Origin of the sequence: Pseudonocardia abyssalis (assembly GCF_019263705.2) — a bacterium.
GTDB lineage: Bacteria > Actinomycetota > Actinomycetes > Mycobacteriales > Pseudonocardiaceae > Pseudonocardia > Pseudonocardia abyssalis.
In genome coordinates this window covers 4,435,581-4,458,477 of record NZ_JADQDK010000001.1, presented here as the reverse complement: position 1 = coordinate 4,458,477, position 22,897 = coordinate 4,435,581, and the positions used below count along the sequence as shown (strand labels likewise).

Here is a 22,897-nt window from a genome sequence, read left to right as displayed (position 1 = left end):
CGATCCGTTCGACCGCCACCGAAGGCATCTGCGCGGCGTGGCACGGGAGTCCTGGATCGCGCGGTGGGCGCGTCCTCAGAGCAGGGATGCGGTGATCGCGTCCCGCTGCTGCTCCAGCCAGGTGCGGGTGCGTGCGGCGCGGGCCGCGGCGTCGGGGGTCCAGTAGGCGGCGAAGCCCGGCACGCCGCGCCGAGCCCCGTCGCCGACCAGCGCGGTCATCCAGTCGTGGTGCCCGAGCACGGCGTCGGGCAGGCGGGCACGGCCGACGTCGTCGAGCCCGTAGGCATCGACGAGGACCCGCAGCCGGGCCAGCTCGCGGTCGCGCCGCCCGTCGACGGTGTCGACGGGCGCCCGCAGCGGTGCCCACAGCCGCGCGGTCGCCGCGACGTCCCACACCGGGTCGCCGGGGGCGGCGAGGTCGAAGTCGATCATCGCGACGGCCTGGCCGTCCCGGAAGACGACGTTGTCGAGGTTGGGGTCGTTGTGGGCGATCCCGCCGACCCGGAACGGCTCCGGCGGCGACTCCGACCAGGTGTGCGGGGCGGCGTCGAAGCCGGCCGTGGCGTCGTGGAAGCGGCGGAGCAGCCGTCCGACGCTGCGCAGGGCCGCGTCGGTCAGCCCCCACGGCGGGGCGGGTGCGGTGACGGCCTGGCCCGGGATGTAGCTGAGTACCTCGCGCCCGTCGTCGTCGACGCCCAGCACGCGCGGCGCGCCGTCGAACCCGACGTCCTCGAGGTGTCGCAGCAGCGCGTGCACCGCGGGGGCGGTGGGGCGCAGCGGGCGCCGCACGGTGTCGCCGACGCGGTGCACCCGGCCCCGGTTGGCGGTGCCGCCGTGCAGGGGCACCTCAGAGGTCACGGGCGGCCTCGACCCTCGCCGCGTCGATCAGCGCGGTCGCCATCGTCGAGTGCGTGACCAGGCTGTCGACGAGTCCACCGCGCACGGCGGCCAGCACCGCGCGCACCTTCGCGTCGCCGTAGACGATGCCGATCACCTCCGGCACGGCCCGCATCTGCTCGTGGGTGATGCCGATCATCCGCTCGGTCAGCGCGGCCGGGACCGGGGCGCCGGTGGCGTCCACCAGTACGCCGGAGACGTCGGCGCACACCCCGCGCCGGTGCAGTTCGGCGCGCTCGGCCTCGCCGGTGGCGTCGTAGAGGGTGGACTGCTCCGCCTCCCACGCCCCCACCCCGGCCACCGCGATCGTCACCGAGCCGATCAGGGAGAACGCCCTGGCCACCTCGGGCTGGCCGCGCAGGACGCGGGCGGTGGCGGCGTCGGGGACGGACATGGGGGCGTAGAAGAAGTAGGCGGGGCCGCCGGACACGCGCGCGACCTCGCGGACCAGCTCGATCGAGCTGTCGTCGGCGCCGGGCCGGGCCAGTGCGCCGGTGAGCTGCACGACCGGGACGGGCACGAGTTCGGTCAGCGCATTGGCCATGGCGCTCACCGAGCGGGCCCAGGACAGGCCGAGCACGTCCTCGGGCGTGACGATCTCGCTGAGCAGGTCGGCCGCGGCCGCGCCGAGGTGCTCGCGCAGGGTGGCAGGGTCGTCGTCGGGGGTGTCGGTGACGACGCAGTGCTGCAGGTCCAGCGCACGCATGAGCGACCCCGACAGCTCGACGTCGACGGTGCCGGGGTGCCGGATCTCGATCCGGACCAGGCCGCTCGTGCGGGCGTCCTCCAGCAGCCGCGCGACCTTGAAGCGGCTCAGCGCGAACTCCTCGGCGATCTCGACCTTGGACCGGCCGTCGAGGTAGTAGCGCCGCGCCACCGACGCGGTCAGGACGAGCTGTGCCGGACCACGGGCCATCGACGCCTCCCAACGCTCGTTTGAGCGGTATAGCGCCCATTCTCGCACGCGCCATTGACGGGAAGTGAGCACTGCCACATTCTGATCGTGTGATCAGGGTCTCGCTCATCTGAGCGGTTCGGGGAGGGCGCAATGAGGCGTGTTCGAGCGGTACTGCTCGCTCTTGCCGTGCTGGCGACGAGTTCGTGCGCAGGATGGGGCGGGTCGGTCGGCGGGGGCGGGCCCGACAGCATCAACGTGCTGATGGTCAACAACCCGCAGATGGTCGACCTGCAGAGGTTGACGGCGGAGAACTTCACCCGCGAGACCGGCATCACCGTCAACTTCACGGTGCTCCCGGAGAACGACGTCCGCGACAAGATCAGCCAGGAGTTCTCCAGCCAGGCCGGGCAGTACGACGTGGCCACGCTGAGCAACTTCGAGGTCCCGATCTACGCCCGCAGCGGCTGGATCGCGCCGATGGACGAGTTCATCGCGAACGACCCGGGCTTCGACCAGGACGACATCCTCGCCCCGATGGTCACCTCGCTGACCGGCGACGACGGTCAGGTCTACGGCCAGCCCTTCTACGGCGAGTCCTCGTTCCTCATGTACCGCCGCGACGTGCTGGAGCAGGCAGGGATCGCCATGCCGGCCAACCCGACGTGGCCCGAGGTCGCCGACATCGCGGCCCGCGTCGACGGGGTCCAGCCCGGCATGGCGGGCATCTGCCTGCGCGGGCAGCCCGGCTGGGGGCAGGTGTTCGCGCCGCTCACCACCGTCGTCAACACCTTCGGCGGCACCTGGTTCACCGAGGACTGGCAGGCGCACGTCGACAGCCCGGAGTTCACCGAGGCCGTGCAGTTCTACGTCGACCTCGTCCGCGAGCACGGTGAGACCGGTGCCCCGCAGGCCGGGTTCACCGAGTGCCTCAACAACCTCATCCAGGGCAACGTCGCGATGTGGTACGACGCCACGTCGGCGGCGGGGTCGCTGGAGGCCGAGGGTTCGCCCGTCCGCGGCCTGATCGGCTACGCCCCCGCCCCGGTCGTCGAGACCGACTCCGCCGGCTGGCTCTACGCCTGGTCGTGGGGCATCCAGTCGGCCAGCGAGCGCAAGGACGCGGCCTGGCAGTTCGTCTCCTGGGCCTCGGGCAAGGACTACGAGCGGCTCGTCGGCGAGCAGGTCGGCTGGTCGTCGGTGCCCGCGGGCAAGCGGGCCTCGACCTACGAGATCCCGGAGTACCTCGCCGAGGCCGGGGCGTTCGCCGAGCAGACGCGCGCGGCGATCGAGTCGGCCGACCCGCTCGACCCCGGCGTCCAGCCGCGGCCCGCGATCGGCATCCAGTTCGTCGGCATCCCGGAGTTCCCGGACCTGGGGACGCAGGTGTCGCAGCAGATCAGCTCGGCGATCGCGGGGCAGGTGAGCGTGCCGGACGCGCTGGAACGCGGCCAACAGCTCGCCGACGACGTGGCGGAGCGGTACCGGTCCCGGGAGGAGGGGTCATGACGACGACGCAGGAGAAGAAGGCGCAGCCGGCCCTGCGCCGCAGCGGGGACTGGGCCCGGCGCGCGCCGCTGCTGCCCGCACTGGTCTTCCTGATCATCGTGACGCAGCTGCCGTTCGTCGGCACCCTGGTGATCTCGTTCATGAACTGGAACGCCTACTACCCCGACGAGCGCGGGTTCGCGGGCTTCGACAACTTCGCCCGCGTCCTCACCGACGTCACCACGCGCGAGGCCATCGTCACGACGATCGTGCTGACGGTCTCGGTGGTCCTGATCAGCCTGCTGCTCGGGATGCTCATCGCGCTGCTGCTCGACCGCGCGTTCCTCGGCCGCGGGTTCGTCCGCACCATGATGATCACGCCGTTCCTGGTGGTGCCGGTGGCGGCCGCGCTCGTCTGGAAGCACGCGCTCTACAACCCCGAGTACGGCCTGTTCAACGGGCTGCTCACCGGCATCTTCGGGGCCGGCGCCCCGCAGCCGGACTGGGTGTCCACGATGCCGCTGACGTCCGTCGTCGCCGCGCTGGTCTGGCAGTGGACGCCGTTCATGATGCTGATCATCCTGGCCGGGCTGCAGAGCAAGCCGCTCGACGTCATCGAGGCCGCCCAGATCGACGGCTGCTCGCCGTTCCAGGTCTTCCGGCACATGACCTTCCCGCACCTGCGTCAGTACCTCGAGCTCGGCGGGCTGCTCGGGTCGATCTACATCGTCCAGAACTTCGACGCCGTCTTCACGATCACCTCCGGCGGCCTCGGCACCGCCAACCTGCCGTACACGATCTACCAGACCTTCTACAACGCCCAGGACTACGGCCGGGCGTCCGCGGCGGGCGTCGTCGTGGTGATCGGCACGATCCTGATCGCCACGCTGGCCCTGCGCACCGTGTCGTCCCTGTTCCGCGAGGAGGGTTCCCGATGACCGCGACCGTGGAACGGAGGACGCTCACCCCGTCCGAGGCGGCGGTCGCCCCGCCCCGGCGCAGGCGCTCGGGCACGTTCCTGGGGGTGCTCGCCTGGCTGATCGGCATCCTGTTCGTGCTGCCGGTCGTGTGGATGGTGCTCACGTCCTTCCACAGCGAGAACGACGCGGCGACGAACCCGCCGTCGGTGTTCGCGCCGCTCACCCTCGACGGCTACGCCAACTTCTTCGGGGCGTCGACGGGGGCGAGCCCGTGGCCGCCACTGCTCAACTCGATGACCGCGAGCGTCGTGTCGACGGTGCTGGTGCTGCTGCTCGCGATCCCCGCCGCGTACGCGCTGTCGATCCGGCCGGTCCGCAAGTGGACCGACGTGATGTTCTTCTTCCTGTCGACGAAGATGCTGCCGGTCGTCGCGGGCCTGCTGCCGGTGTACCTGATCGCGCAGGGCATCGGGATGCTCGACAACATCTGGCTGCTGATCGTGCTCTACACCTCGATGAACCTGCCGATCGCGGTGTGGATGATGCGGTCGTTCCTCGCCGAGGTGCCGGTGGAGATCCTGGAGGCCGCGTCGGTCGACGGGGCGTCGCTGACGCGGACGCTGCGGGTGATCGTCATGCCGATCGTGCTGCCGGGGATCGCGGCGACGTCGTTGATCTGCTTCATCTTCAGCTGGAACGAGCTGCTGTTCGCCCGCGTCCTGACGGCGACGGTGGCGCAGACGGCGCCGGTGTTCCTCACGAGCTTCGTCACCAGCCAGGGCCTGTTCCTGGCGAAGGTGTGCGCGGCGGCCGTGGTGGTGTCGCTGCCGGTGCTCATCGCCGGGTTCGCGGCGCAGGACAAGCTGGTGCAGGGACTGTCGTTGGGAGCGATCAAATGACCTCGTGCGCGGAGATCCTCGCCGGGACCACCCTTTCCGCGCACGAGTCCCGGAGGGACCGATGAGGGCTGCAGTGATCTCGGCCGACAAGGTGACCGTGGAGACGGTGCCGGACCCGACGCCGGGGCCGCGGGAGGTCGTCGTCGCGGTCGCCGGGTGCGGGATCTGCGGCACCGACCTGCACATCGCCGACGGGGAGTTCGCCCCGACGCTCCCGGTCACGCCGGGGCACGAGTTCGCGGGCGAGGTCGTCGGCGTCGGTTCCTCCGTGACCGAACTGCGGGTGGGCGACCAGGTCGCCGTCGATCCGTCGCTGCACTGCGGCGAGTGCTACTTCTGCCGCCGCGGCCGCGGCAACCTGTGCGAGCGCTGGGCCGCGATCGGCGTCTCGACGACGGGCGGGGCGGCCGAGTACGCGGTCGCGCCCGTCGCCAACTGCGTGGTGCTGCCACCCGGCGTGAGCCCGGCCGACGCGGCACTGATCGAACCGCTGTCGTGCGCGGTCCGCGGCTTCGACGTCCTCGCCCCGGCGTTGGGCGACCACTACCTGATCTACGGCGCGGGCACGATGGGCCTGATGATGATGGAGCTGGCCAAGCGGGCCGGTGCCGCCGGCGTCAGCATGGTCGATCTCAACCCCGCGCGGCTGGAGACGGCGAAGGAGCTCGGCTGCACCCACGCCGTGACCAGCGCCGACGAGCTGGAGCAGCAGCGCGGGTGGGACAACGTCATCGACTGCACCGGCGTCGTCGCCGCCATCGAGGACGGGCTGGGCCGGGTGATCCGCGGGGGCACGTTCCAGCAGTTCGGGGTCGCGAACGAGGACGCCGTCGCGCGCTTCTCCCCGTTCCGCGTCTACAACCAGGAGATCCGGATCGTCGGGTCGATGGCGGTGCTGCACAGCTTCGAACGGGCGGCGGAGCTGTTCGCCGACGGCGTGCTGCGGCCGGAGATCATGATCAGCGACCGGAAGCCGCTGGAGGAGTACCCGGCGGCGCTGGAGCAGTTCCGCGCGGGGGTCGGGCGCAAGATCCAGGTGTGCCCGTGACGCGTCAGGCGAAGTAGCCCGGCACGTCCAGCGGGCCACCCAGCTCGGCGAACTCGGCGTGCACGGCGTCGCGCAGGTCGGCGTCGGCGAGGTAGTCGGCCGCGGTGAGGGCGAGCCCGAGCGCCCCGTCACGGACGGCCCGGTCGCCAGCCGGGCTGCCGGCGGCCGTCGCGAACTCGGCGGTGTGCAGGGCCGCGTCGGCCACGGCGAGCATCGGGTGGATCGCGGGCATCCGGAAGCTGAGGTTGCCCAGGTCGGTGGACCCGGTCAGGAACTCCGGGACGACGCCGGGCGGCAGCGGCGTGCGCCCCGCCGGTTCCTGGTTGACGGCCCAGCGCGCGGAGAGCGCGTGGTTGAAGCGGATCGGCAGGTACGCGGGCTGGGCGTCCCAGAGCAGCTCGACGCCGCAGCCGTGCATCGCCGCGGCCCCGTGCGCGACGGCGGAGACGCGCTCGGCGAGGTCGCGCAGGGTCTCCGGGGCGGCCGAGCGGAGGTAGAACATCAGCGCCGCGCGCTCGGGCACGACGTTGGGGCGGGCGCCGCCGTCGGTGAAGACGCCGTGCGCGCGGTCGGTACCGGGCAGGTGCTGGCGCAGCGCGGCGACGCCCTGGTACGCGGCGACGGCGGCGTCGAGGGCGTTGCGGCCCATGAACGGCTGCGCGGCGGCGTGCGCGGCGACCCCGTGGAACACCATCTCCAGCTGCCGGCGACCCAGGAACGGGTGCATCGCCACGTCGTGGGAGAACGGGTGCAGCATCACCACGGCGTCGACGTCGTCGAAGACCCCGGCCCGCGCGAGCGTCTCCTTGCCGCCGCCGCCCTCCTCGGCGGGCGTGCCGATCAGTGACAGCCGCCCGCCCGTCTCCCCGACGACCTTCGCCGCGGCGAGGAACCCGCCCACCGCCGTCGAGCAGATGATGTTGTGGCCGCAGGCGTGGCCGACGCCGGGCAGGGCGTCGTACTCGGCGAGGACCGCGACGTGCGGGCCGTCGGTCCCGACGCGTGCGACGAAGGCGGTGTCGAGGCCGCCCGCCCCGATCCGGGCCTCGTGCCCGTGCGAGGCCAGCAGGTCGGCCACCGCCTGCACGGACCGGTGCTCGTCGAACCCGACCTCGGGATGGGCGTGCAGGTCGCGGCTCAGCCTGACGAGCTGGTCGCCGCATCCGGCGACGGCCTCGGTGACCCGCCTGCGCACCGCGTCGGACGCCCCGGCGTGGGGGGACGTCAGCGGCTCCGCCGACTCCGCGGCCCGGGCGGTGGCGGCGTCGAGGGAGCGGAGGTAGCCGTCGTCGGGGCGGAGCGGTTCGGTCACGCCGCGACGCTAGGCGTCTTGGCGCACGAGATCCACCTCAGCGGGGTTCCGTCGGTCGACGACCCCGCTCATGTGGATCTCGTGACGGGTCAGCGGGGCAGGTCGTCGATCGCCTTCTGGATGCGCTTGATCGAGACCGGGTAGCGGGTGCGCATCGGGTGGGCGTAGAGGCCCACCCGCAGCTCCTCGATCATCCAGCGGATCTCGCGCAGCTCCGGCCCCGGTTCGACGCCCGGGGGCAGGGTGGCGAGCTCGGCGGCGTACTCGTCGGCGGCGATGCGGACCTGGGCGGTCCACCCGTCGTCGCGGACCGGGTCGACGCGCAGCTTCTCGATCCGCCGCTCGATCGCCTCGAGGTAGCGCGCGACGTCGCCGAGGCGGGACGCGCCCGCGGTCGTCGCGAAACCGGGTCCGACGAGGGCGGCGAGCTGGGCCTCGATGTCGGCCAGCCCGGCCTGGACGCCCGCCGTACGGTTCGTCGAGGCCAGCAGGGACTGGACCCGCAGGCGCACGTCGAGGACCGCGCGCACGGCGTGCAGCACCTGCAGGGTCGTGGGCACGAGCTTCTCGCGGAACAGCCTCTGCAGCCGCAGGTACGAGCGCTCGTCCCAGGGCGGCCCGCCGACGGCGGCGATCAGGGCGTCGGCCGCGCAGACCGTGCAGTCCTCCAGCAGGGCGGCGACGGAGCCGTGCGGGTTGCGCGAGAGCGCGAGCTTCGCCGAGTTGTCGAGCCCGCGCTGCACCTGCTTGGCCGGCGACGGGGTGTCGAGCAGCAGCAGGCGCCGGGCCCCGCGGTGGTGCGCGGGGTCGCGCTCGGCGGCGGTCGGGAACACCCGCACGTCGACGGCGGCGCCCCGGTCGACCAGGCCCGGGAACCCGGTGACGGTGTGCCGCCCGCGCCGGATCGCGTGCTCGCGGGGCAGCGTGCCGATGGTCCAGGTGGTGAGCCCGGTGCGCTCCAGGTCGACGCCCGCGGCGGCCAGCTCGGCCCGGACCTTCGGCGCCAGCTCGCGGCGCATCGCCTCCAGGTCGGTGCCGCGCGTGACCTCGCGACCCCGCTCGTCGACCACCCTGAACGTGACGGTCAGGTGCTCCGGCAGCCGGTCGAGCTCCCACGCCTCCCGCGGGATGCGTACGTTCTTCATCCGGCCCAGCTCGCGCTCCAGCCCGTCGAGCAGCGGCTCGTCACCCGCCTGCAGCCGGGCCAGCACCGCGCGGGCGTGGTCGGGGGCGGGCGCGAAGTTGCGGCGCAGGTTCTTCGGCAGCGTCTTGATCAGCGCGGTGACCAGGTCCTCGCGCAGCCCCGGCACCTGCCAGGTGAACGGGGTGGGGTCGATCTGGTGCAGCGCCGCCACGGGCACGTCGACGGTGACGCCGTCGTCGCGCTTCCCGGGCTCGAACGCGTAGGACAGCGGGAGCGTCAATCCGCCCGCCTCGACGTGGTCGGGGTACGCGGCGGCGTCGACCTCGGCGGCCTGCGCGGTGCGCACCATCTCTTCGGTGAGCTCCAGTGCGGGCTTCGCCCGGCGGTACCAGGAGTCGAAGTGCCGTCCGGACACCACGTCGGCGGGGATGCGCTCCTCGTAGAACGCGACGAGCGTCTCCTCGTCGACGACCAGGTCGCGGCGGCGCGCGCGGTTCTCCAGCTCCTCGGCGCTGTCGAGCAGTTCGCGGTTGGCGTGGAAGAAGCGGTGCCGGGTGTCCCAGTCGCCCTCGACGAGCGCGTGCCGGATGAACAGCTCGCGGGAGATCTCGGCGTCGATGCGCCCGAAGTCGACGGTGCGGTCGACCACGATCGGCACCCCGTACAGCGTCACCCGCTCGACCGCGACGGCCGCCGCGCGCTTGCGCGACCAGTGCGGCTCCGAGTACGTCCGCTTGACCAGGTGCCCGGCCAGCGGCTCGACCCACTCCGGCTTGATCCGGGCGACGGTGCGCGCGAACAGCCGGGAGGTCTCGACCAGCTCGGCGGCCATCACCCAGCGCGGCCCCTTCTTCGCCAGCGACGAACCGGGGAAGATCATGAACTTGGCCCCGCGCGCGCCGAGGTACTCCTTCGTCTCCGCCTCGCGCAGCCCGATCTGGGACAGCAGCCCGGCGAGCACCGAGGTGTGGATCGCGTCGGGGGAGGCGTCGGCGTCGTTCGGGGTCATGCCCGCGTTGCGCGCGGCGGAGCGGAGCTGCGCGTGCAGGTCCTGCCACTCGCGGATGCGCAGGTAGTGCAGGAACTCCTCGCGCAGCGTCCTCCGGTATCGGCTGCCGGACAGCTCCTGGCGCTGTTCGGCGACGTAGGCCCAGAGGTTGCGGAAGGCGAGGAAGTCGCTGCCGTCCTCGGCGAAGCGGGCGTGCTTCTCGTCGGCGGCCTGGCGCTGCTCGGTGGGCCGCTCGCGCGGGTCCTGCACCGACAGCGCCGCGGCGATGACGAGCACCTCGCGCAGGCAGCCGTTGCGGTCGGCCTCCACGAGCATGCGGCCCAGGCGCGGGTCGACGGGCAGGCTGGCCAGCGCGCGTCCGACGGCGGTGAGCTGCTGCTTCCCGTCGAGCGCGCCCAGCTCGTGCAGCAGCGCGAGCCCGTCGTCGACGCTGCGGCGGTCGGGCGGGTCGACGAACGGGAACTCGGTGATCTCGCCGAGCTCCAGCGAGATCATCTGCAGCACCACCGACGCGAGGTTGGTGCGCAGGATCTCCGGGTCGGTGAACTGCGGGCGGGCGTCGAAGTCGTCCTCGGCGTAGAGCCGGATGCAGATGCCGTCGGCGACGCGCCCGCAGCGGCCCGCGCGCTGGTTGGCGCTGGCCTGGCTGACCTTCTCGATCGGCAGCCGCTGCACCTTGAGCCGCCGCGAGTAGCGGGAGATGCGCGCGAGGCCGGGGTCGATGACGTAGCGGATGCCGGGGACGGTCAGCGATGTCTCGGCGACGTTCGTGGCGAGCACGACCCGCCGGCCCAGCGACCCCTGCTTCGGCGCGAACACCTTCTGCTGCTCGGCGGTGGTCTGCCGCGCGTAGAGGGGGAGGATCTCGATGCCCGGGAACTGGCGCTTCGCGAGACCGTCGGCGGTGTCGCGGATCTCGCGCTCGCCGGGCAGGAACACGAGGATGTCGCCGGGCCCCTCGCGGCGCAGCTCGGTGACGGCGTCGGCGATGGCGGCGAGCTGGTCGCGGTCCGGGTCGGCGTCGGGGTCGTCCGGGTCGACGACGGGCCGGTAGCGCATCTCGACGGGGAACGAGCGCCCGGAGACCTCGACGATCGGCGCCCCGCCGTAGTGCTGGGCGAACCGCTCGGGGTCGATCGTGGCGGAGGTGATGATGACCTTGAGGTCGGGGCGCCGGGGGAGCAGCTGTGCGAGGTAGCCGAGGATGAAGTCGATGTTGAGGCTGCGCTCGTGGGCCTCGTCGATGATCAGGGTGTCGTACTGGCGCAGCATCCGGTCGCCCGTGAGCTCGGCGAGCAGGATGCCGTCGGTCATGAGCTTGACCAGCGTGCTGTCGCCGACCTGGTCGGTGAAGCGCACCTTCCAGCCGACCGCGTCCCCGATCTCGGACCCGAGCTCCTCGGCGATCCGGGCGGCCACCGTGCGCGCGGCGAGGCGGCGTGGCTGCGTGTGCCCGATCAGCCCGCGGACGCCGCGGCCGAGCTCCAGGCAGATCTTCGGGATCTGCGTGGTCTTCCCGGACCCGGTCTCGCCCGCGACGATGACGACCTGGTTGTCGCGGATCGCGGCGGCAATGTCCTCGCGGCGTGCGCTGACCGGCAGCGTCTCGGGGTAGGTGACCGTCGGGACGGCCGCGCGACGGGCGGCGACGCGCCGCTCGCCCTCGTCGACGCCGGCGGCGATCCCGGCCATCGCGCGGTTGCGGGCGAACGGGTCACGGGTGCGGAGCGCGGTGTCGAGGCGGCGGGCGAGGCGGTGCTCGTCGCGCAGGGTGAGGTCCGGGAGCCGCTGCCCGACGGCGGCGATGTCGGCGTCGGAGAACTCCGGGACGTCCGCGGGCAGGGGACCGGTCGTGAGGTTCGCCGCGCCGGCGTCGGCCCGGGAACGCCGTTCGCGGGTGGGCTGCCCCTCCGCCCGGGGTCGCCGCGTGCGGGCGGGGGTCTGGCCGTCGGTCCGGGGACGCCGGGTGCTCTCGGCGGGTGCGCCGCCACCCGTTCCGCCCCGCTCGGGGCGGTCCGCGACCGTCTCGCCGGCGTCCGGAGCCGTGGCCCCACCGGGCTGCGCTGCGCCGGGGTGGGCGGACCGGCCGCGCGGCCGTCGGCGCCGCGGACGACGGGGTCGCTCGGGTGACCCGTCGCCGGCAGCGGCGCGGTCACCGGCAGCGGGCCCGTCGCCGGTGGCAGCGGAGCCACTGTCCCGCCGCGAGACGGCGGCATCGTGGCTGTGCCGCACGTCGGGACCGGGCGGGACGGCCGCCTCGGGGCGCGCGTCGGTGGCTCGGGAGGGCGAGGAGGACATCGTGGAACCAGTGTGCCTGGGCGGGACGGTCAGGCCGACCGCAGGGCCGGTGTGATCTCGTCGGCGGCCGGGGCGTCGGCGGCGGGGTGCTCGACCAGCGCGAGGACCCGGTTGGCCAGGAACCGCGCGGTGCGCACGGCGGAACCGCCGCGCGTGGACTCGGTGACCTCGACGACGCCGCGCCCGTGGGTGATGCCGACCCGGCGCCCGGCGCGGGTGGCCGCGATCTCGTACGTGCGGGTGGTGCCGGATCCGGCGTCGATGACGATCTCGACGCGGTCGCCCTTCATGGGTCCTCCTGGAGAGGTGGTGGGGGCGGCACCGTGGGGGGACGGCGCCGCCCGGGCAGCCGTGCTCTCCGCGATCGCGGGCACGGCGGGCTGGTGGGGGTGGAAGAAGGTGTCCGAACCGGGCGCTGGTCGCCTCTCGGCGCGTGGCGCACCCCGTGGGGCGGCAATTCGGTGAGACCCGGGGACACAGGTCGCCCGGCTCGGACTCTCTCCTCAACCCTCCCGGGTCCAGGAAGATTCCCGGGAAGGAAGCTGGTGTCCCACTCGCTCGGACCGCCCGTACAACCGGGTGCGCCCGGGGCTCATTCCCGGGGTGACAGCCGTAACACCGCAGGTCCGGGCCCGAATCCCCCGTCATGGTCAGTGACCTGATCGGGCCCGTCTCCGCGGGGTCGACCGTCGTGCACGTCGACGAGGGCGACGGCGGAGGCGGCGCCACCTCGATCCCCGCGATCCTCTGGGTCGCGCTGTTCTGGTTCGTCGCGACGGTCCGCCCGTGGGTGGGCGGTCGACGCCTACTCGGGTTCTGCGGTCCGCGCGACGAAGCGGGTCACCTCGGTGCCGTAGCGGCCGATCAGCGTTCCGTCGTCGGCGAAGCCCGCGGCGCGCAGCATCGCGGCGGACGCGGCGTGGTCGACGTTCGCGTACGCCGTCGGCACGACGCCGGGCAACCGCAGGCGCACCATAGGCAGTAGCAGGCCGAGCAGTGCCCGGCCGTGGCCCTGGCCCCAGTGATCCGGTGCGAGCCAGACGCCGACCTCGATCTCGGCGAGGTGGTCGAGCTCGCCGAGCACGAGCCCGACGACCTCGCCGCCGTCGCGGGCCAGGAACCACAGACCCTCCCCGCGCTCGCACGACGCCAGCCCGTGCCGGAACCGGGCGACAGCCGTCTCCCGGCCCCACGGCGTCCCGTCGCCGATCCGCGCGGTCACGCGGGCGTCGAGGGCGAGGGCCAGGAAGTCGTCGAGGTCCCCGGCCGAGCACGCGTCGAGGCCGATCACAGCGCGGCCAGGACCCCGTCGGTGAACGGGGGCCAGGCCGCGACCGACCACTGCGCGAAGTCCCGGTCGGTGAGCGCCACGCACGCGACGCCGGCGTGCGGGTCGACCCACAGGAACGTGCCGGACTGCCCGAAGTGGCCGAACGTCCGCGGCGAGCTGCCCGCGCCGGTCCAGTGCGGCGACTTCCCGTCGCGGATCTCGAAGCCGAGCCCCCAGTCGTTGGGCTTCTGCCTGCCGTAGCCGGGGAGGATGCCGTCGAGGCCGGGGAACGCGACGGTGGCGGCCTCGTCGAAGGTGTGGGTCAGCGTCGGGGCCTGCAGTTCGGCGGCGAAGCGGGAGAGGTCGGCCGCCGTGGAGACGCCGTCGGCTGCGGGGGAGCCGTCCAGCCGGGTCGACGACAGGCCCAGCGGCTCGCACACGCCGAGGTGCAGGTACTCGGCGAAGGGCATCCCGGCGGCCTCGGCGACGGTGGAGCCGAGCACCTCGAAACCGGAGTTGGAGTAGATCCGTCGGGTGCCGGGCGCGGCCTGCACCACCCCGTCGGAGAACGACAGCCCCGACGTGTGCGCGACGAGGTGGCGGACGGTGGAACCCTCGGGCCCGGCCGGCTGGTCCCAGTCCACCGCGCCCTCCTCCACCGCGATCAGCACGGCGTAGGCCGTGAGCAGCTTCGTGACCGACGCCAGGCGGAACTCCCGGTCCTGGTCACCCGCGGTGGCGAGGACCGTGCCGTCGGCGCGGACGACGGCGACGGCGGCGTGGTCGACGGGCCAGCCGAGGGCCACGTCGAGGGCCGCCTGCAGGTCAGGCATCGCCGTACACCGGAATCGCGGCGCCGCTGATCGGGGCGGCGTCGGGGCCGCAGAGGAACGTGATGACCTTCGCGATCGCGGCGGGGGAGACCGCGCGAGCTGTGAGGTCGTCGGACATCCAGGAGCGGTTCGCCGGGGTGTCGATCACCGACGGGAGCACGGCGTTGACCCGGATCCGCTGCGGGCGCAGCTCCTCGGCGAGCAACTGCGTCAGGCGGACGACGGCGGCCTTGCTCGTGGCGTGCGCTACCGGCGCGGGTCCGCCGACGGCCGTCTTCGACCCGACGGTGACGATCGCCCCGCCGCTGCGGAACAACGGGACCGCGGCCTGCGCGGTCCACAGGGCGGAGCCGAAGTTGGAGCGCCACAGGGAGTCGAGTGTCTCCTCGTCGACATCGGCGAGTGCGCCGGGGGTGAACCCGCCCGCGAGGCCGACGAGTGCGTCGCAACCGACGGTGATCCGCGTGAACGCGTCCTGCACCGCGGCGCGGGACGACAGGTCGGCGGCGACGGCGTGCACACCCTCCTGCCGCCCGAGCGTGTCGAGCCGTTCCCCGGGCCGGTCCAGCGCCACCACCTCGCGGCCGAGCGAGCGGAACTCGGCGACGACCGCGTGCCCGAGCGCGCCCGCGGCGCCTGTCACGATGACTGCATCCACGGGCGCCATCCTGCATGCTCACCCGCCACGGCGTGGGCACGGGTCGGGACCTCGGGATGGCGGTACCCGCCGTGGCGCCGCTGCTTCCACCCGGAGGGGCTGCCGCAGCGCCGCGGGCTGGAGCACCTGTCGCGGCGGGTCGGCAGCGCGGGTCGAGGGACGTGCACACCTCGCGACCGACACCGACCGGCGGCTGCGGCACGCCGTCGAGGCCCGGCACGAGAGCTTCCGCGATCCGGTGTTCCGCGCGCTGCTGCGCGAGCACGGGGTGGCGCTGGTCGTCGCCGACTCGGCGGGCACGTGGCCGGTGTTCCGATGAGGTCACGGCGGATTCCGTCTACGTCCGGCTGCACGGCCGGGACGAGCTGTACGCGGGCGGGTACACCCCCGACGCCCTTGACGCCTGGGCCACCCGCGTGTCGGCGTGGCGCGACGCGGGGCTCGACGTGGTCGTGTACTTCGACAACGACGGGAAGGTGCACGCCCCCCACGACGCGATCGCGTTGGCTCAGCGGCTGGCGCCGTGACCGGGCGCGGCGGCCTCAGGCCGGGGTCGCCTCGCGCGCCACGCGGTGCGCCACCAGCATCCGCCGCCCGAGGACCATCAGCACCGCCGCGACCACCATCGTCGCCGCCCCGACCAGCCACGCGATGGGGAACGAGAAGTGGGTGGCCAGGAAGCCGAAGCCGACCGGGCCGAGGAACCCTCCGCCGTACACCCCGACCTGGATGATCGACGTCGCCGCCGCGGGGGCCGAGGGGTTGAGCCGGACCACCGCGAACTGCAGCAGCCCCGGCCACGCCCAGCCGAGCCCGAACCCCAGCACCGTGCCGACGACGAGCGCGGGCGTGCCGGGCACGGCCAGCAGTGCGAGCCCGCCTGCCCCGAGCACCAGTGACGCCGCGACGACGGCGATGTGGCCGCCGCTGCGGTGGTCGGCGGCCCAGCCGTGGGCGAGCCGCAGGACGAGCCCGACGACGCTGCCGAGGGTCAGGGTGAGCCCCGCCGTGCCGGGGTCGATGCCGCGGTCGACGGCCGAGGCCACCAGGAAGATCCCCAGCGCCGTGCACGACGCGGCGGCCAGCCCGGCGGCGCTGCCGATGACCGACAGCGCGGCCGTGGCCCGCTCGCCGGGGGTCGCGACCGTGCGGGCCCGACCGGCGTCCTCGCGCGGCGTGATCAGCAGCGCCGCGAGCGCGAGCGCGGCGCCGATGGCGAACGCCCACCGCCACCCGATCGTCAGCGCGACCGCGGGCACCGCGGCCCCGGACAGCAGCGTCGCCGTCGGGATCGCCGACTGCTTGATCCCGAAGGACAGCCCGAGTTTCTCCGGCTGGACGTAGCGGGCGAGCGTCAGGTTCGACGACAGCTGGCCGAGCACGTTGCACCAGGCGCTGCACAGCAGGATCGCGACCAGCGCGGGGTAGGACCGGGCGAACAGCGCGACCCCGCCCATCACCGCGGCCGCCCCGAGCACCGCGACGCGGCTGGTCGTCCCCGACCCGTACCGCTCCACCAGCCAGCCGCACGGGAGCGCCGCGAACGCGCTGATGCCGAAGAACAGGGCGACGATCAGGCCCAGCCCGGCGGGGTCGAAGCGGAGCTCGGCGGAGATCTGCACGGCCAGCCCGCCGGTGAGGAACACGGGCAGCACGGACACCGTGGTGGTGCTGACGGCCCCGGCCACGGCCCACGTGCCCCGATTCACCTGAGCAACGCTAACCGATTGCCGCGTCGACTACCTCCAGCCCTCGGCGGCTGGAACGCCTGGTGCCTGTGCAGCTACCCGCGGATGCGGTTGGTCTCCCCGCCCCACTCCTTCTCCCGCAGCTCGAACTTCTGCACCTTGCCGGTGGAGGTCTTCGGCAGGTCGTCGACGATCTCCACGTCGCGCGGCGCCTTGTACCGCGCGATCCTCGACTTCACGTGCTCGATCAGCTCCTCCGGCGTGGCGCTCGCGCCGTCGGAGAGCACCACGAACGCCTTCGGCCGCTCGCCGAACTTCTCGTCCGGCACGCCGATCACGGCCGCCTCCAGCACCGCGGGGTGCGAGACGACGGCCTGCTCCACCTCGACGGTCGAGATGTTCTCGCCGCCGGAGATCACCACGTCCTTCGCGCGGTCGCGCAGCTCGACGTACCCGTCGGTGTGCATGACGCCGAGGTCGCCGGAGTGGAACCAGCCGCCCGCGAACGCCTTCTCGGTGCCGGCGGCGTCCTCGTAGTAGCCCTTCATGACGTTGTTGCCGCGCATCACGATCTCGCCCATCGTGGTGCCGTCGGTGGGCACGTCGACCATGTCCTGGTCCACCACGCGCAGGTGGTCGGCGCACAGCATCCCCACGCCCTGTCGCGCCTGCAGCGACGCCCGCTCCTGCGGGTCGAGAGAGTCCCACGCCCGCTGGTACTGGTTCACCGAGTACGGCCCGTAGGTCTCGGTGAGCCCGTAGACGTGCACGATCCGGAAGCCCATCTCCTCCATCTGCAGGATCGTGGTGGGCGACGGCGGGGCCCCGGCGGTGGTGATCACCAGCTGGTAGTCGAGCGTGACGGCCTCGGGGGCCCGCATGATCGTGGTGACGACCGTCGGCGCGCCGTTGAGATGCGTCACGCCGTGCGCGGTGATCTGCTCCCAGATCGCGTCGCCGCGCACCTCGCGCAGGCAGACGTGGGTGCCGCCGATCGCGGTGAGCGCCCACGGGGTGCACCAGCCATTGCAGTGGAACATCGGCAGCGTCCACAGATAGACGCTGTCCGGGGTGTGCGCGGAGTGCACGATCTCACCGAAGGAGTTCAGGTACGCGCCGCGGTGGTGGTACATCACGCCCTTGGGCTTGCCCGTGGTGCCCGACGTGTAGTTGATCGAGATCGTGCCGTCCTCGTCGTCGACGGCCCAGGGGAGCGGCTCGTCGTTGCCGCGGGCGAGCAGGTCGTCGTAGCGGACCCCGCTGCCGATGCCGTCGCCCGGGTTCGCCGGGTCGACCACCGTGATGATCTCCTCGACGGTCTTCAGCTCGCCCGCGACCGGCGCGACCGTCGGGTGCAGCGCGGCGTCGACGACCAGGACCTTCGCACCGGAGTGGTCGAGGATGTAGCGCACCTCCTCGGTGGACAGCCGCGTGTTGATCGCGACGAGCACCGCCCCGGCCAGCGGCACCGCGAAGTGCGCCACCAGCATCTCGGGGATGTTGGGCAGGAGGTAGGCGACGCGGTCGCCGGGCTCGACCCCGGACCCGCGCAGCGCGTGCGCGACCCGCGTGGCCTCGGCGGCGAACTCGCGGTAGGTCGAGCGGCGCCCGCCGTAGACGATGGCCGTCTTGTCCGGATACACCTCCGCGGACCGGCGCAGGAACGCCAGTGGCGTCAACGGGGTGTTCCAGACGGTGCTCATCGGCGGTTCTCCTCGGGACGGTGGACGTCGATCCTCTGCCCTCGGGGGCAGGGCGGCAACCGGCCGGACCCGGGACTAGTCGACGAGCGTGATCGCAGCGCGTGGGCAGGCCTGCACGGCCTCCTCCAGCTTGGGCCGCAGCTCCTCGCCCGGGTTCTCGTCGAGGATGTACAGGAAGTCGTCGTCCCGCACCTCGAACACCTCCGGAGCGACGCCCATGCACACGGCATTGGACTCACACAGGTCGAAATCCACCGCTACCCTCATGCGACCATCGTGCACCGGCGGGCGGACCCCCGTCACCCAAGGCCACCCTCAGCGGACCCCCGCCAGGCGCGCCCACACCACCACGTTGTCCGGGTACGGCCCGTCGCCGCGGTCGAAGACGCCACCGAAGGTGATCAGGCGCAGCTCCGGCCCGCCGGTGTCGCCGTAGACCTCGTCGGAGGAGAACGCCTCGCGCGTGACCCGCTCCACGCGGTAGACGGTGAACACGGCGTCGGTGCCGTCCGTGCGGCGCACCGTGATCTCGTCCCCGACGGCCACCTCGGCCAGCCTGGCGAACGGCCCGGCGCTCCCGCCCATGCCGACGTGCCCGGCGATCACCGCGGGGCCGTCGGCGCCGGGGGTCGGTCCGCGGGTGAACCAGCCGGTGGTGGCGGCGTCGGCCGGGACGGCGAGCACGCCACCCGCGTCGGGGGCCAGCGCGGCGATCCGGTCGGTGCTCACGCCGATGGCGGGCACGTCGAGCCCGGCGGGCGGCGACTGCTCCAGCCGGTCGACGGCCCGCAGCGGCGGCACGGCGGGGGCCGCGGCCGGCGCGGGCACCACCTCCGGGGCCTGCGGGGTGGCGGCGAGGGGCACGACCGAGCGCGTCACCGGGGTCCGGAACGCCGCGGGTGCGACGGCGGGCGGGGCGGTGCACCCGGCGAGGACCGCGCAGCCGACCAGTGCGGCGGCGAGGTGCAGGAGCCGGCTCACGGTGCGGGCGTCCGGCCCGTGACGGCGGGGGTCGTGGCCGCCCCGCCCGTCACGGGCGCGAGCCGGTCGGCGACGAAGTGCGCCGCGGGCGGATCGGGTGGGGAGAAGGCGGCGGCGGTGCCTGCCATGCCGACGACGAGCGCCGCGCTCACGGCGGCGCAGAGCGCGGCCGCGCGGGGATGGTGCAGGTCCATGAGAGTTCGGGGGATCCTCTCGGGCAACGACGGGTCTACGGCCGCCGAGGGGGAGCGTCGGCCGTGCTCACGACTCATCGCACTGTGTCACCAGGCGTTACCCGATCGAGTGTGCTAAGGCACAGGTTGCGCCGGAAGTCGGTACCCGGCGCGACGAACGGCGCATCCCTCCATCTGACGTGGAGGGATGCGCCGTTCGTCGTGGAGCGGGGGCCGGTCAGTCGCGGCGCAGGACCGGGCGCAGCGCGTCGAGCACGGAGGCGTCGTCGATCGTGCCGGGCACCGGCTCGTCGACGCCGTCGGCGATGCCGCGCATCGTCTTGCGCAGGATCTTCCCCGAGCGGGTCTTCGGCAGCGCCGCCACGACCGCCACGTCCTTGAGCGAGGCGACGGCCCCGACCTGGTCGCGGACCAGCTGCACCAGCTCGCCGCGCAGCTCGTCCTCGTCGCGCTCGACGCCCGCCTTGAGCACGACGAACCCGCGCGGGATCTGCCCCTTCATCGAGTCGGCCACGCCGATCACCGCGCACTCGGCGACGTCGGGGTGTGAGGCGAGGACCTCCTCCATGCCGCCGGTGGACAGCCGGTGCCCGGCCACGTTGATCACGTCGTCGGTGCGGCCCATGACGTAGACGTAGCCGTCCTCGTCGATCCGCCCGCCGTCGCCGGTGAGGTAGTAGCCCTCGAACGCCCGCATGTAGGAGTTCAGGAAGCGCTCGTCGTCGTTCCAGAGCGTGGGCAGCGAGCCGGGCGGCATCGGCAGCTTGACGACGATCGCGCCGTCCGTCCCGGCCTCGACGGGCCTGCCGTTCGCGTCCACGATCTGCACGTCCCAGCCGGGCAGCGGGGTCGTCGGGGAGCCGGGCTTGACGGGGAGCAGCTCGATGCCCGCCGGGTTCGCGACGATCGGCCAGCCGGTCTCGGTCTGCCACCAGTGGTCGATGACCGGGATCTGCAGCAGCTCCGCGGCCCACCGGTAGGTCTCGGGGTCGAGCCGCTCGCCGGCGAGGAACAGGTACTTCAGCGAGGACAGGTCGTACTTGCCCGCGTACTCGCCGTTCGGGTCCTCCTTCTTGATCGCCCGGAACGCGGTCGGCGCGGTGAACAGGCTCTTCACGCCGTGCTCGGCGACGACCCGCCAGAACTGCCCGGCGTCGGGCGTGCCCACCGGCTTGCCCTCGTAGAGCACGGACGTGGCGCCGGCCAGCAGCGGGGCGTAGACGATGTAGGAGTGGCCGACGACCCAGCCCACGTCGGACGCGGTGAAGATCGTCTCGCCCGGGCCGATGTCGTAGACGTTGGGCATCGACCAGTTCAGCGCCACCGCGTAGCCGCCGCCGTCGCGCACGACGCCCTTCGGCTTCCCGGTCGTCCCCGAGGTGTAGAGGATGTAGAGCGGGTCGGTGGCCTTCACCGGCACGCAGTCGGCCGGGGTGGCCGCCGCGACCGCCGACGCCCAGTCGACGTCGCGCTCGCCCATCGCGGCCTCGACCTGAGGGCGCTGCAGGATCACGCAGTGCGCGGGCTTGTGCGCCGCCAGCTCGATCGCCTTGTCCAGCAGCGGCTTGTACTCGATGACCCGCTTCCCCTCGATGCCGCAGGACGCGGACACCATGACCTTCGGGGCGGCGTCGTCGATGCGGACGGCGAGCTCCTTCGGGGCGAAGCCGCCGAAGACCACCGAGTGGATGGCCCCGATCCGTGCGCACGCGAGCATCGCGATCGCGGCCTCGGGCACCATCGGCAGATAGATCACGACGCGGTCGCCCACGCCGACGCCCAGCCCGGCGAGCACTCCGGCGAAGGCCGCCACCTCGTCGCGCAGCTCGCGGTAGGTGAACGTGCGCTGCGACTGCGTGACCGGCGAGTCGTGGATCAAGGCCGGCTGGTCGCCGCGCCCGGCGTCGACGTGCCGGTCCAGGGCGTTGTGGCAGACGTTCAGCTCGCCGTCGGGGAACCAGCGGTAGAACGGCGGCCGGGAGTCGTCCAGCGCCCTCGTCGGCGCGACGTGCCAGTCGACCCCCTTCGCGGCATCCAGCCAGAACCGCTCCGGGTCCTCCACGCTCGCACGGAACACCTGCTCGTACGCACCCACGTCACGCCTCCTCGTCCTCCGGTGTCCGGAACCCTAGCCCACCCAAGATCGATATGTGGGCGGCGTCACATCGGGTTCCGGCGTGAAACGCCGGTCATCGTGACCGCCGAAATGCACGATCAGGAGGTCATATCATGACCGACACCGTTGACACCCCGCTGTTCAGAGGCGTCTATCGCAGCCAGTCGACCATCTCCCCGGAGGACCGCCGGGCCGCGATCGAGGCGATCCTCGAGAACTCCCGCGCGAAGAGCGTCGACCGCGACATCAGCGGCGCCCCGCTCGTCCGGCAGGACTACGTGGTGCGGACGCTCGAGGGCGAGGAGAGCGTGGTGCGCGGCCCGTACGAGAAGATCGCCGCCGACGACCGGGACGAGGCCGTCACGCTCCTCAAGGCGCAGGCCGTCGAGAAGCGGGCGTTCTCCCGTTGGTCGGTGGCCCGGATCTCCGACAACGACCGGCCCTCACGAAAGGGCCTGCGGGCGCGGCCCCCGAGCCGGGGATCGACACGCGGGAGGCGGACCCGGTGATCAGCACGATGCGCGGCTGCGCCACCGGGGGATCGGCTCCGACCGGGCCCGGCTCGCACCGAGGCCCGGCCGACCGCGTGGACCGCGCGCGGTCACAGCGCCGCGAGACCCCGCTCGGCCGCCGCGGCACGCACCGCGTCGATCACCAGTTGCAGTGACGTCCGCCGCGCGGTCCCGGTGCGGTAGGCGATCGACACCGTCCGCGTGATCGGCTCGGTCATCGCGCGGACGTCCACCCCGGGTGGGCACAACGCCAGCCCGAGGTCCGAGACCAGCGTGACGCCCAGTCCGGCCGCCACCATCGCGAGCGCCGTCGACTGCTCGCCCACCTCGTGCTCGACCCGCGGCTCGAACCCCGCGCGTTGGCAGGCGATCCGCACCGCCCGCCCGAAGTGCGAGCGCGGACCGGCCAGGATCCACGGGTGCTCGGCCAGGTCGGCCAGCACGACCGTGGGGGCCGCGATCGTGCCGGGTGCCACCGCGGCGTGCAGCCGCTCGTCGGCGATCACCGTGCGCTCCAGCCCGGTGTCCCAGGCCATCGGGTGCCCGGAGTACTCGATGACGAAGGAGAAGTCGAGCGCGCCGTCGCGCACCGCGCCCGCGGTGTCCTCGGGGGCCAACTCGACCGTGCGGACCCGGATCCCGGGGTGCTCGGTGGCCAGCACGGTCAGCGCGGCCGGCAGCAACCCGGACGCCACCGACGCCCACACCCCGGCCGTGAGTCGCACCGAGACTGTGGCCTGCGCCTCCTCCAGGGCCAGCGTGGCCCGCTCGACGGCCCCCAGGATCACCTCGGCGTGGTCGGCCAGCACGAGGCCGGTGTCGGTCAGCTGGACCCGCCTCCCGAGCCTCTCGAACAGGGAGCTGCCGACGTCGCGTTCGAGCTGTGCGAGCTGCTGGGACACCGCGGACGCCGTGTAGTGCAGCGCCTGCGCGGCGGCCGTGACGGTGCCGCGGCGGCGCAGCTCGCGCAGCATCCGCAGGCGCTGCAGCGAGAGGTCCACACGGCCAGCGTAAGCACCGGTGAACGGCCGC

General features: G+C 73.2%; 20 protein-coding genes and 1 pseudogene. 6 read left to right on the top strand and 15 right to left on the bottom strand.

The window, feature by feature from the left end; genetic code table 11:
- Positions 1–75: 75 nt before the first annotated feature.
- Entirely contained in the window at positions 76–858 is a 783-nt protein-coding gene (locus I4I81_RS21690) for a phosphotransferase enzyme family protein (RefSeq protein ID WP_218602802.1), read from the bottom strand.
- The gene (locus I4I81_RS21685; protein WP_218602803.1) at positions 848–1,813 is read right to left on the bottom strand and encodes a sugar-binding transcriptional regulator; all 966 of its coding nucleotides are present in this window, start codon (positions 1,811–1,813) and stop codon (positions 848–850) included. Before I4I81_RS21685 ends, I4I81_RS21690 begins: the two co-directional genes overlap by 11 nt.
- Positions 1,814–1,945: 132 nt before the next feature.
- Here I4I81_RS21685 and I4I81_RS21680 point away from each other — a divergent pair, with 132 nt between their 5' ends.
- The 4 genes from I4I81_RS21680 to I4I81_RS21665 all read left to right on the top strand — a co-directional run bounded on the left by I4I81_RS21680 (position 1,946) and on the right by I4I81_RS21665 (position 6,147).
- Positions 1,946–3,301, top strand: coding sequence for an ABC transporter substrate-binding protein (locus I4I81_RS21680; RefSeq protein WP_218602804.1), 1,356 nt, complete (start codon positions 1,946–1,948; stop codon positions 3,299–3,301).
- Complete coding sequence (locus I4I81_RS21675; RefSeq protein WP_218602805.1) at positions 3,298–4,218, top strand: carbohydrate ABC transporter permease; 921 nt, start codon at positions 3,298–3,300, stop codon at positions 4,216–4,218. The genes I4I81_RS21680 and I4I81_RS21675 overlap by 4 nt, the downstream gene beginning before the upstream one ends.
- Positions 4,215–5,099, top strand: coding sequence for a carbohydrate ABC transporter permease (locus I4I81_RS21670; protein WP_218602806.1), 885 nt, complete (start codon positions 4,215–4,217; stop codon positions 5,097–5,099). The genes I4I81_RS21675 and I4I81_RS21670 overlap by 4 nt, the downstream gene beginning before the upstream one ends.
- Before the next feature lie 61 nt (positions 5,100–5,160).
- Positions 5,161–6,147, top strand: a complete 987-nt coding sequence (locus tag I4I81_RS21665; protein WP_218602807.1) for a zinc-dependent alcohol dehydrogenase family protein — start codon at positions 5,161–5,163, stop codon at positions 6,145–6,147.
- Between the two features lie 4 nt (positions 6,148–6,151).
- On the opposite strand, the gene I4I81_RS21660 is transcribed toward I4I81_RS21665, so the two are convergent.
- The 6 genes from I4I81_RS21660 to I4I81_RS21635 all read right to left on the bottom strand — a co-directional run bounded on the left by I4I81_RS21660 (position 6,152) and on the right by I4I81_RS21635 (position 14,671).
- Positions 6,152–7,459: a M20 family metallopeptidase gene (locus tag I4I81_RS21660; protein ID WP_218602808.1), complete on the bottom strand. Its 1,308-nt coding sequence runs from the start codon at positions 7,457–7,459 to the stop codon at positions 6,152–6,154.
- 89 nt (positions 7,460–7,548) lie between these two features.
- A complete protein-coding gene (gene hrpA, locus I4I81_RS21655) occupies positions 7,549–11,910 on the bottom strand; it encodes an ATP-dependent RNA helicase HrpA (protein WP_218602809.1) in 4,362 nt (1,453 codons plus the stop codon).
- A 29-nt stretch (positions 11,911–11,939) separates the two neighbouring features.
- Positions 11,940–12,200: a DUF8836 family protein gene (locus I4I81_RS21650; protein WP_218616287.1), complete on the bottom strand. Its 261-nt coding sequence runs from the start codon at positions 12,198–12,200 to the stop codon at positions 11,940–11,942.
- A 515-nt stretch (positions 12,201–12,715) separates the two neighbouring features.
- Positions 12,716–13,201, bottom strand: coding sequence for a GNAT family N-acetyltransferase (locus I4I81_RS21645; protein ID WP_218603663.1), 486 nt, complete (start codon positions 13,199–13,201; stop codon positions 12,716–12,718).
- Positions 13,198–14,013, bottom strand: coding sequence for a serine hydrolase domain-containing protein (locus I4I81_RS21640; RefSeq protein WP_218603662.1), 816 nt, complete (start codon positions 14,011–14,013; stop codon positions 13,198–13,200). The genes I4I81_RS21645 and I4I81_RS21640 overlap by 4 nt, the downstream gene beginning before the upstream one ends.
- Entirely contained in the window at positions 14,006–14,671 is a 666-nt protein-coding gene (locus I4I81_RS21635) for an SDR family NAD(P)-dependent oxidoreductase (protein WP_226363498.1), read from the bottom strand. Before I4I81_RS21635 ends, I4I81_RS21640 begins: the two co-directional genes overlap by 8 nt.
- Here I4I81_RS21635 and I4I81_RS31810 point away from each other — a divergent pair.
- Positions 14,658–15,198, top strand: a pseudogene (locus I4I81_RS31810) (DUF72 domain-containing protein). The gene I4I81_RS21635 and the pseudogene I4I81_RS31810 sit on opposite strands and share 14 nt — an antisense overlap.
- 15 nt (positions 15,199–15,213) lie before the next feature.
- On the opposite strand, the gene I4I81_RS21625 reads toward I4I81_RS31810, so the two are convergent.
- The 6 genes from I4I81_RS21625 to I4I81_RS21600 form a co-directional block, all read right to left on the bottom strand.
- A complete protein-coding gene (locus I4I81_RS21625; RefSeq protein ID WP_218603660.1) occupies positions 15,214–16,380 on the bottom strand; it encodes an MFS transporter in 1,167 nt (388 codons plus the stop codon).
- A gap of 74 nt (positions 16,381–16,454) precedes the next feature.
- A complete protein-coding gene (locus tag I4I81_RS21620) occupies positions 16,455–18,062 on the bottom strand; it encodes an acyl--CoA ligase family protein (protein WP_218603659.1) in 1,608 nt (535 codons plus the stop codon).
- A gap of 75 nt (positions 18,063–18,137) precedes the next feature.
- The gene (locus I4I81_RS21615; protein WP_218603658.1) at positions 18,138–18,329 is read right to left on the bottom strand and encodes a ferredoxin; all 192 of its coding nucleotides are present in this window, start codon (positions 18,327–18,329) and stop codon (positions 18,138–18,140) included.
- A gap of 48 nt (positions 18,330–18,377) precedes the next feature.
- Positions 18,378–19,043 carry a sortase domain-containing protein gene (locus tag I4I81_RS21610; RefSeq protein ID WP_218603657.1) on the bottom strand — a complete coding sequence of 222 codons (666 nt, stop codon included), beginning with the start codon at positions 19,041–19,043 and terminating at the stop codon, positions 18,378–18,380.
- The gene (locus tag I4I81_RS21605) at positions 19,040–19,237 is read right to left on the bottom strand and encodes a hypothetical protein (RefSeq protein WP_218603656.1); all 198 of its coding nucleotides are present in this window, start codon (positions 19,235–19,237) and stop codon (positions 19,040–19,042) included. The genes I4I81_RS21610 and I4I81_RS21605 overlap by 4 nt, the downstream gene beginning before the upstream one ends.
- 217 nt (positions 19,238–19,454) lie before the next feature.
- Complete coding sequence (locus I4I81_RS21600; protein ID WP_218603655.1) at positions 19,455–21,332, bottom strand: propionyl-CoA synthetase; 1,878 nt, start codon at positions 21,330–21,332, stop codon at positions 19,455–19,457.
- Between the two features lie 134 nt (positions 21,333–21,466).
- On the opposite strand from I4I81_RS21600, the gene I4I81_RS21595 reads away from it, so the two are divergent.
- A complete protein-coding gene (locus tag I4I81_RS21595) occupies positions 21,467–21,862 on the top strand; it encodes a BLUF domain-containing protein (RefSeq protein WP_218603654.1) in 396 nt (131 codons plus the stop codon).
- A 92-nt stretch (positions 21,863–21,954) separates the two neighbouring features.
- On the opposite strand, the gene I4I81_RS21590 is transcribed toward I4I81_RS21595, so the two are convergent.
- Positions 21,955–22,866 (bottom strand): LysR family transcriptional regulator, encoded by a 912-nt coding sequence (locus I4I81_RS21590; RefSeq protein WP_218603653.1) that lies wholly within the window; start codon positions 22,864–22,866, stop codon positions 21,955–21,957.
- Positions 22,867–22,897: the final 31 nt, after the last annotated feature.

Coding starts and splice junctions, on each gene's coding strand:
- I4I81_RS21670 (WP_218602806.1), top strand. CDS start 4,215: ATGACCGCGACCGTGGAACGGAGGACGCTCACCCCGTCCGAGGCGGCG.
- hrpA (WP_218602809.1), bottom strand. CDS start 11,910: ATGTCCTCCTCGCCCTCCCGAGCCACCGACGCGCGCCCCGAGGCGGCC.
- I4I81_RS21680 (WP_218602804.1), top strand. CDS start 1,946: ATGAGGCGTGTTCGAGCGGTACTGCTCGCTCTTGCCGTGCTGGCGACG.
- I4I81_RS21620 (WP_218603659.1), bottom strand. CDS start 18,062: ATGAGCACCGTCTGGAACACCCCGTTGACGCCACTGGCGTTCCTGCGC.
- I4I81_RS21640 (WP_218603662.1), bottom strand. CDS start 14,013: ATGCCTGACCTGCAGGCGGCCCTCGACGTGGCCCTCGGCTGGCCCGTC.
- I4I81_RS21605 (WP_218603656.1), bottom strand. CDS start 19,237: ATGGACCTGCACCATCCCCGCGCGGCCGCGCTCTGCGCCGCCGTGAGC.
- I4I81_RS21650 (WP_218616287.1), bottom strand. CDS start 12,200: ATGAAGGGCGACCGCGTCGAGATCGTCATCGACGCCGGATCCGGCACC.
- I4I81_RS21675 (WP_218602805.1), top strand. CDS start 3,298: ATGACGACGACGCAGGAGAAGAAGGCGCAGCCGGCCCTGCGCCGCAGC.
- I4I81_RS21665 (WP_218602807.1), top strand. CDS start 5,161: ATGAGGGCTGCAGTGATCTCGGCCGACAAGGTGACCGTGGAGACGGTG.
- I4I81_RS21615 (WP_218603658.1), bottom strand. CDS start 18,329: ATGAGGGTAGCGGTGGATTTCGACCTGTGTGAGTCCAATGCCGTGTGC.
- I4I81_RS21595 (WP_218603654.1), top strand. CDS start 21,467: ATGACCGACACCGTTGACACCCCGCTGTTCAGAGGCGTCTATCGCAGC.
- I4I81_RS21685 (WP_218602803.1), bottom strand. CDS start 1,813: ATGGCCCGTGGTCCGGCACAGCTCGTCCTGACCGCGTCGGTGGCGCGG.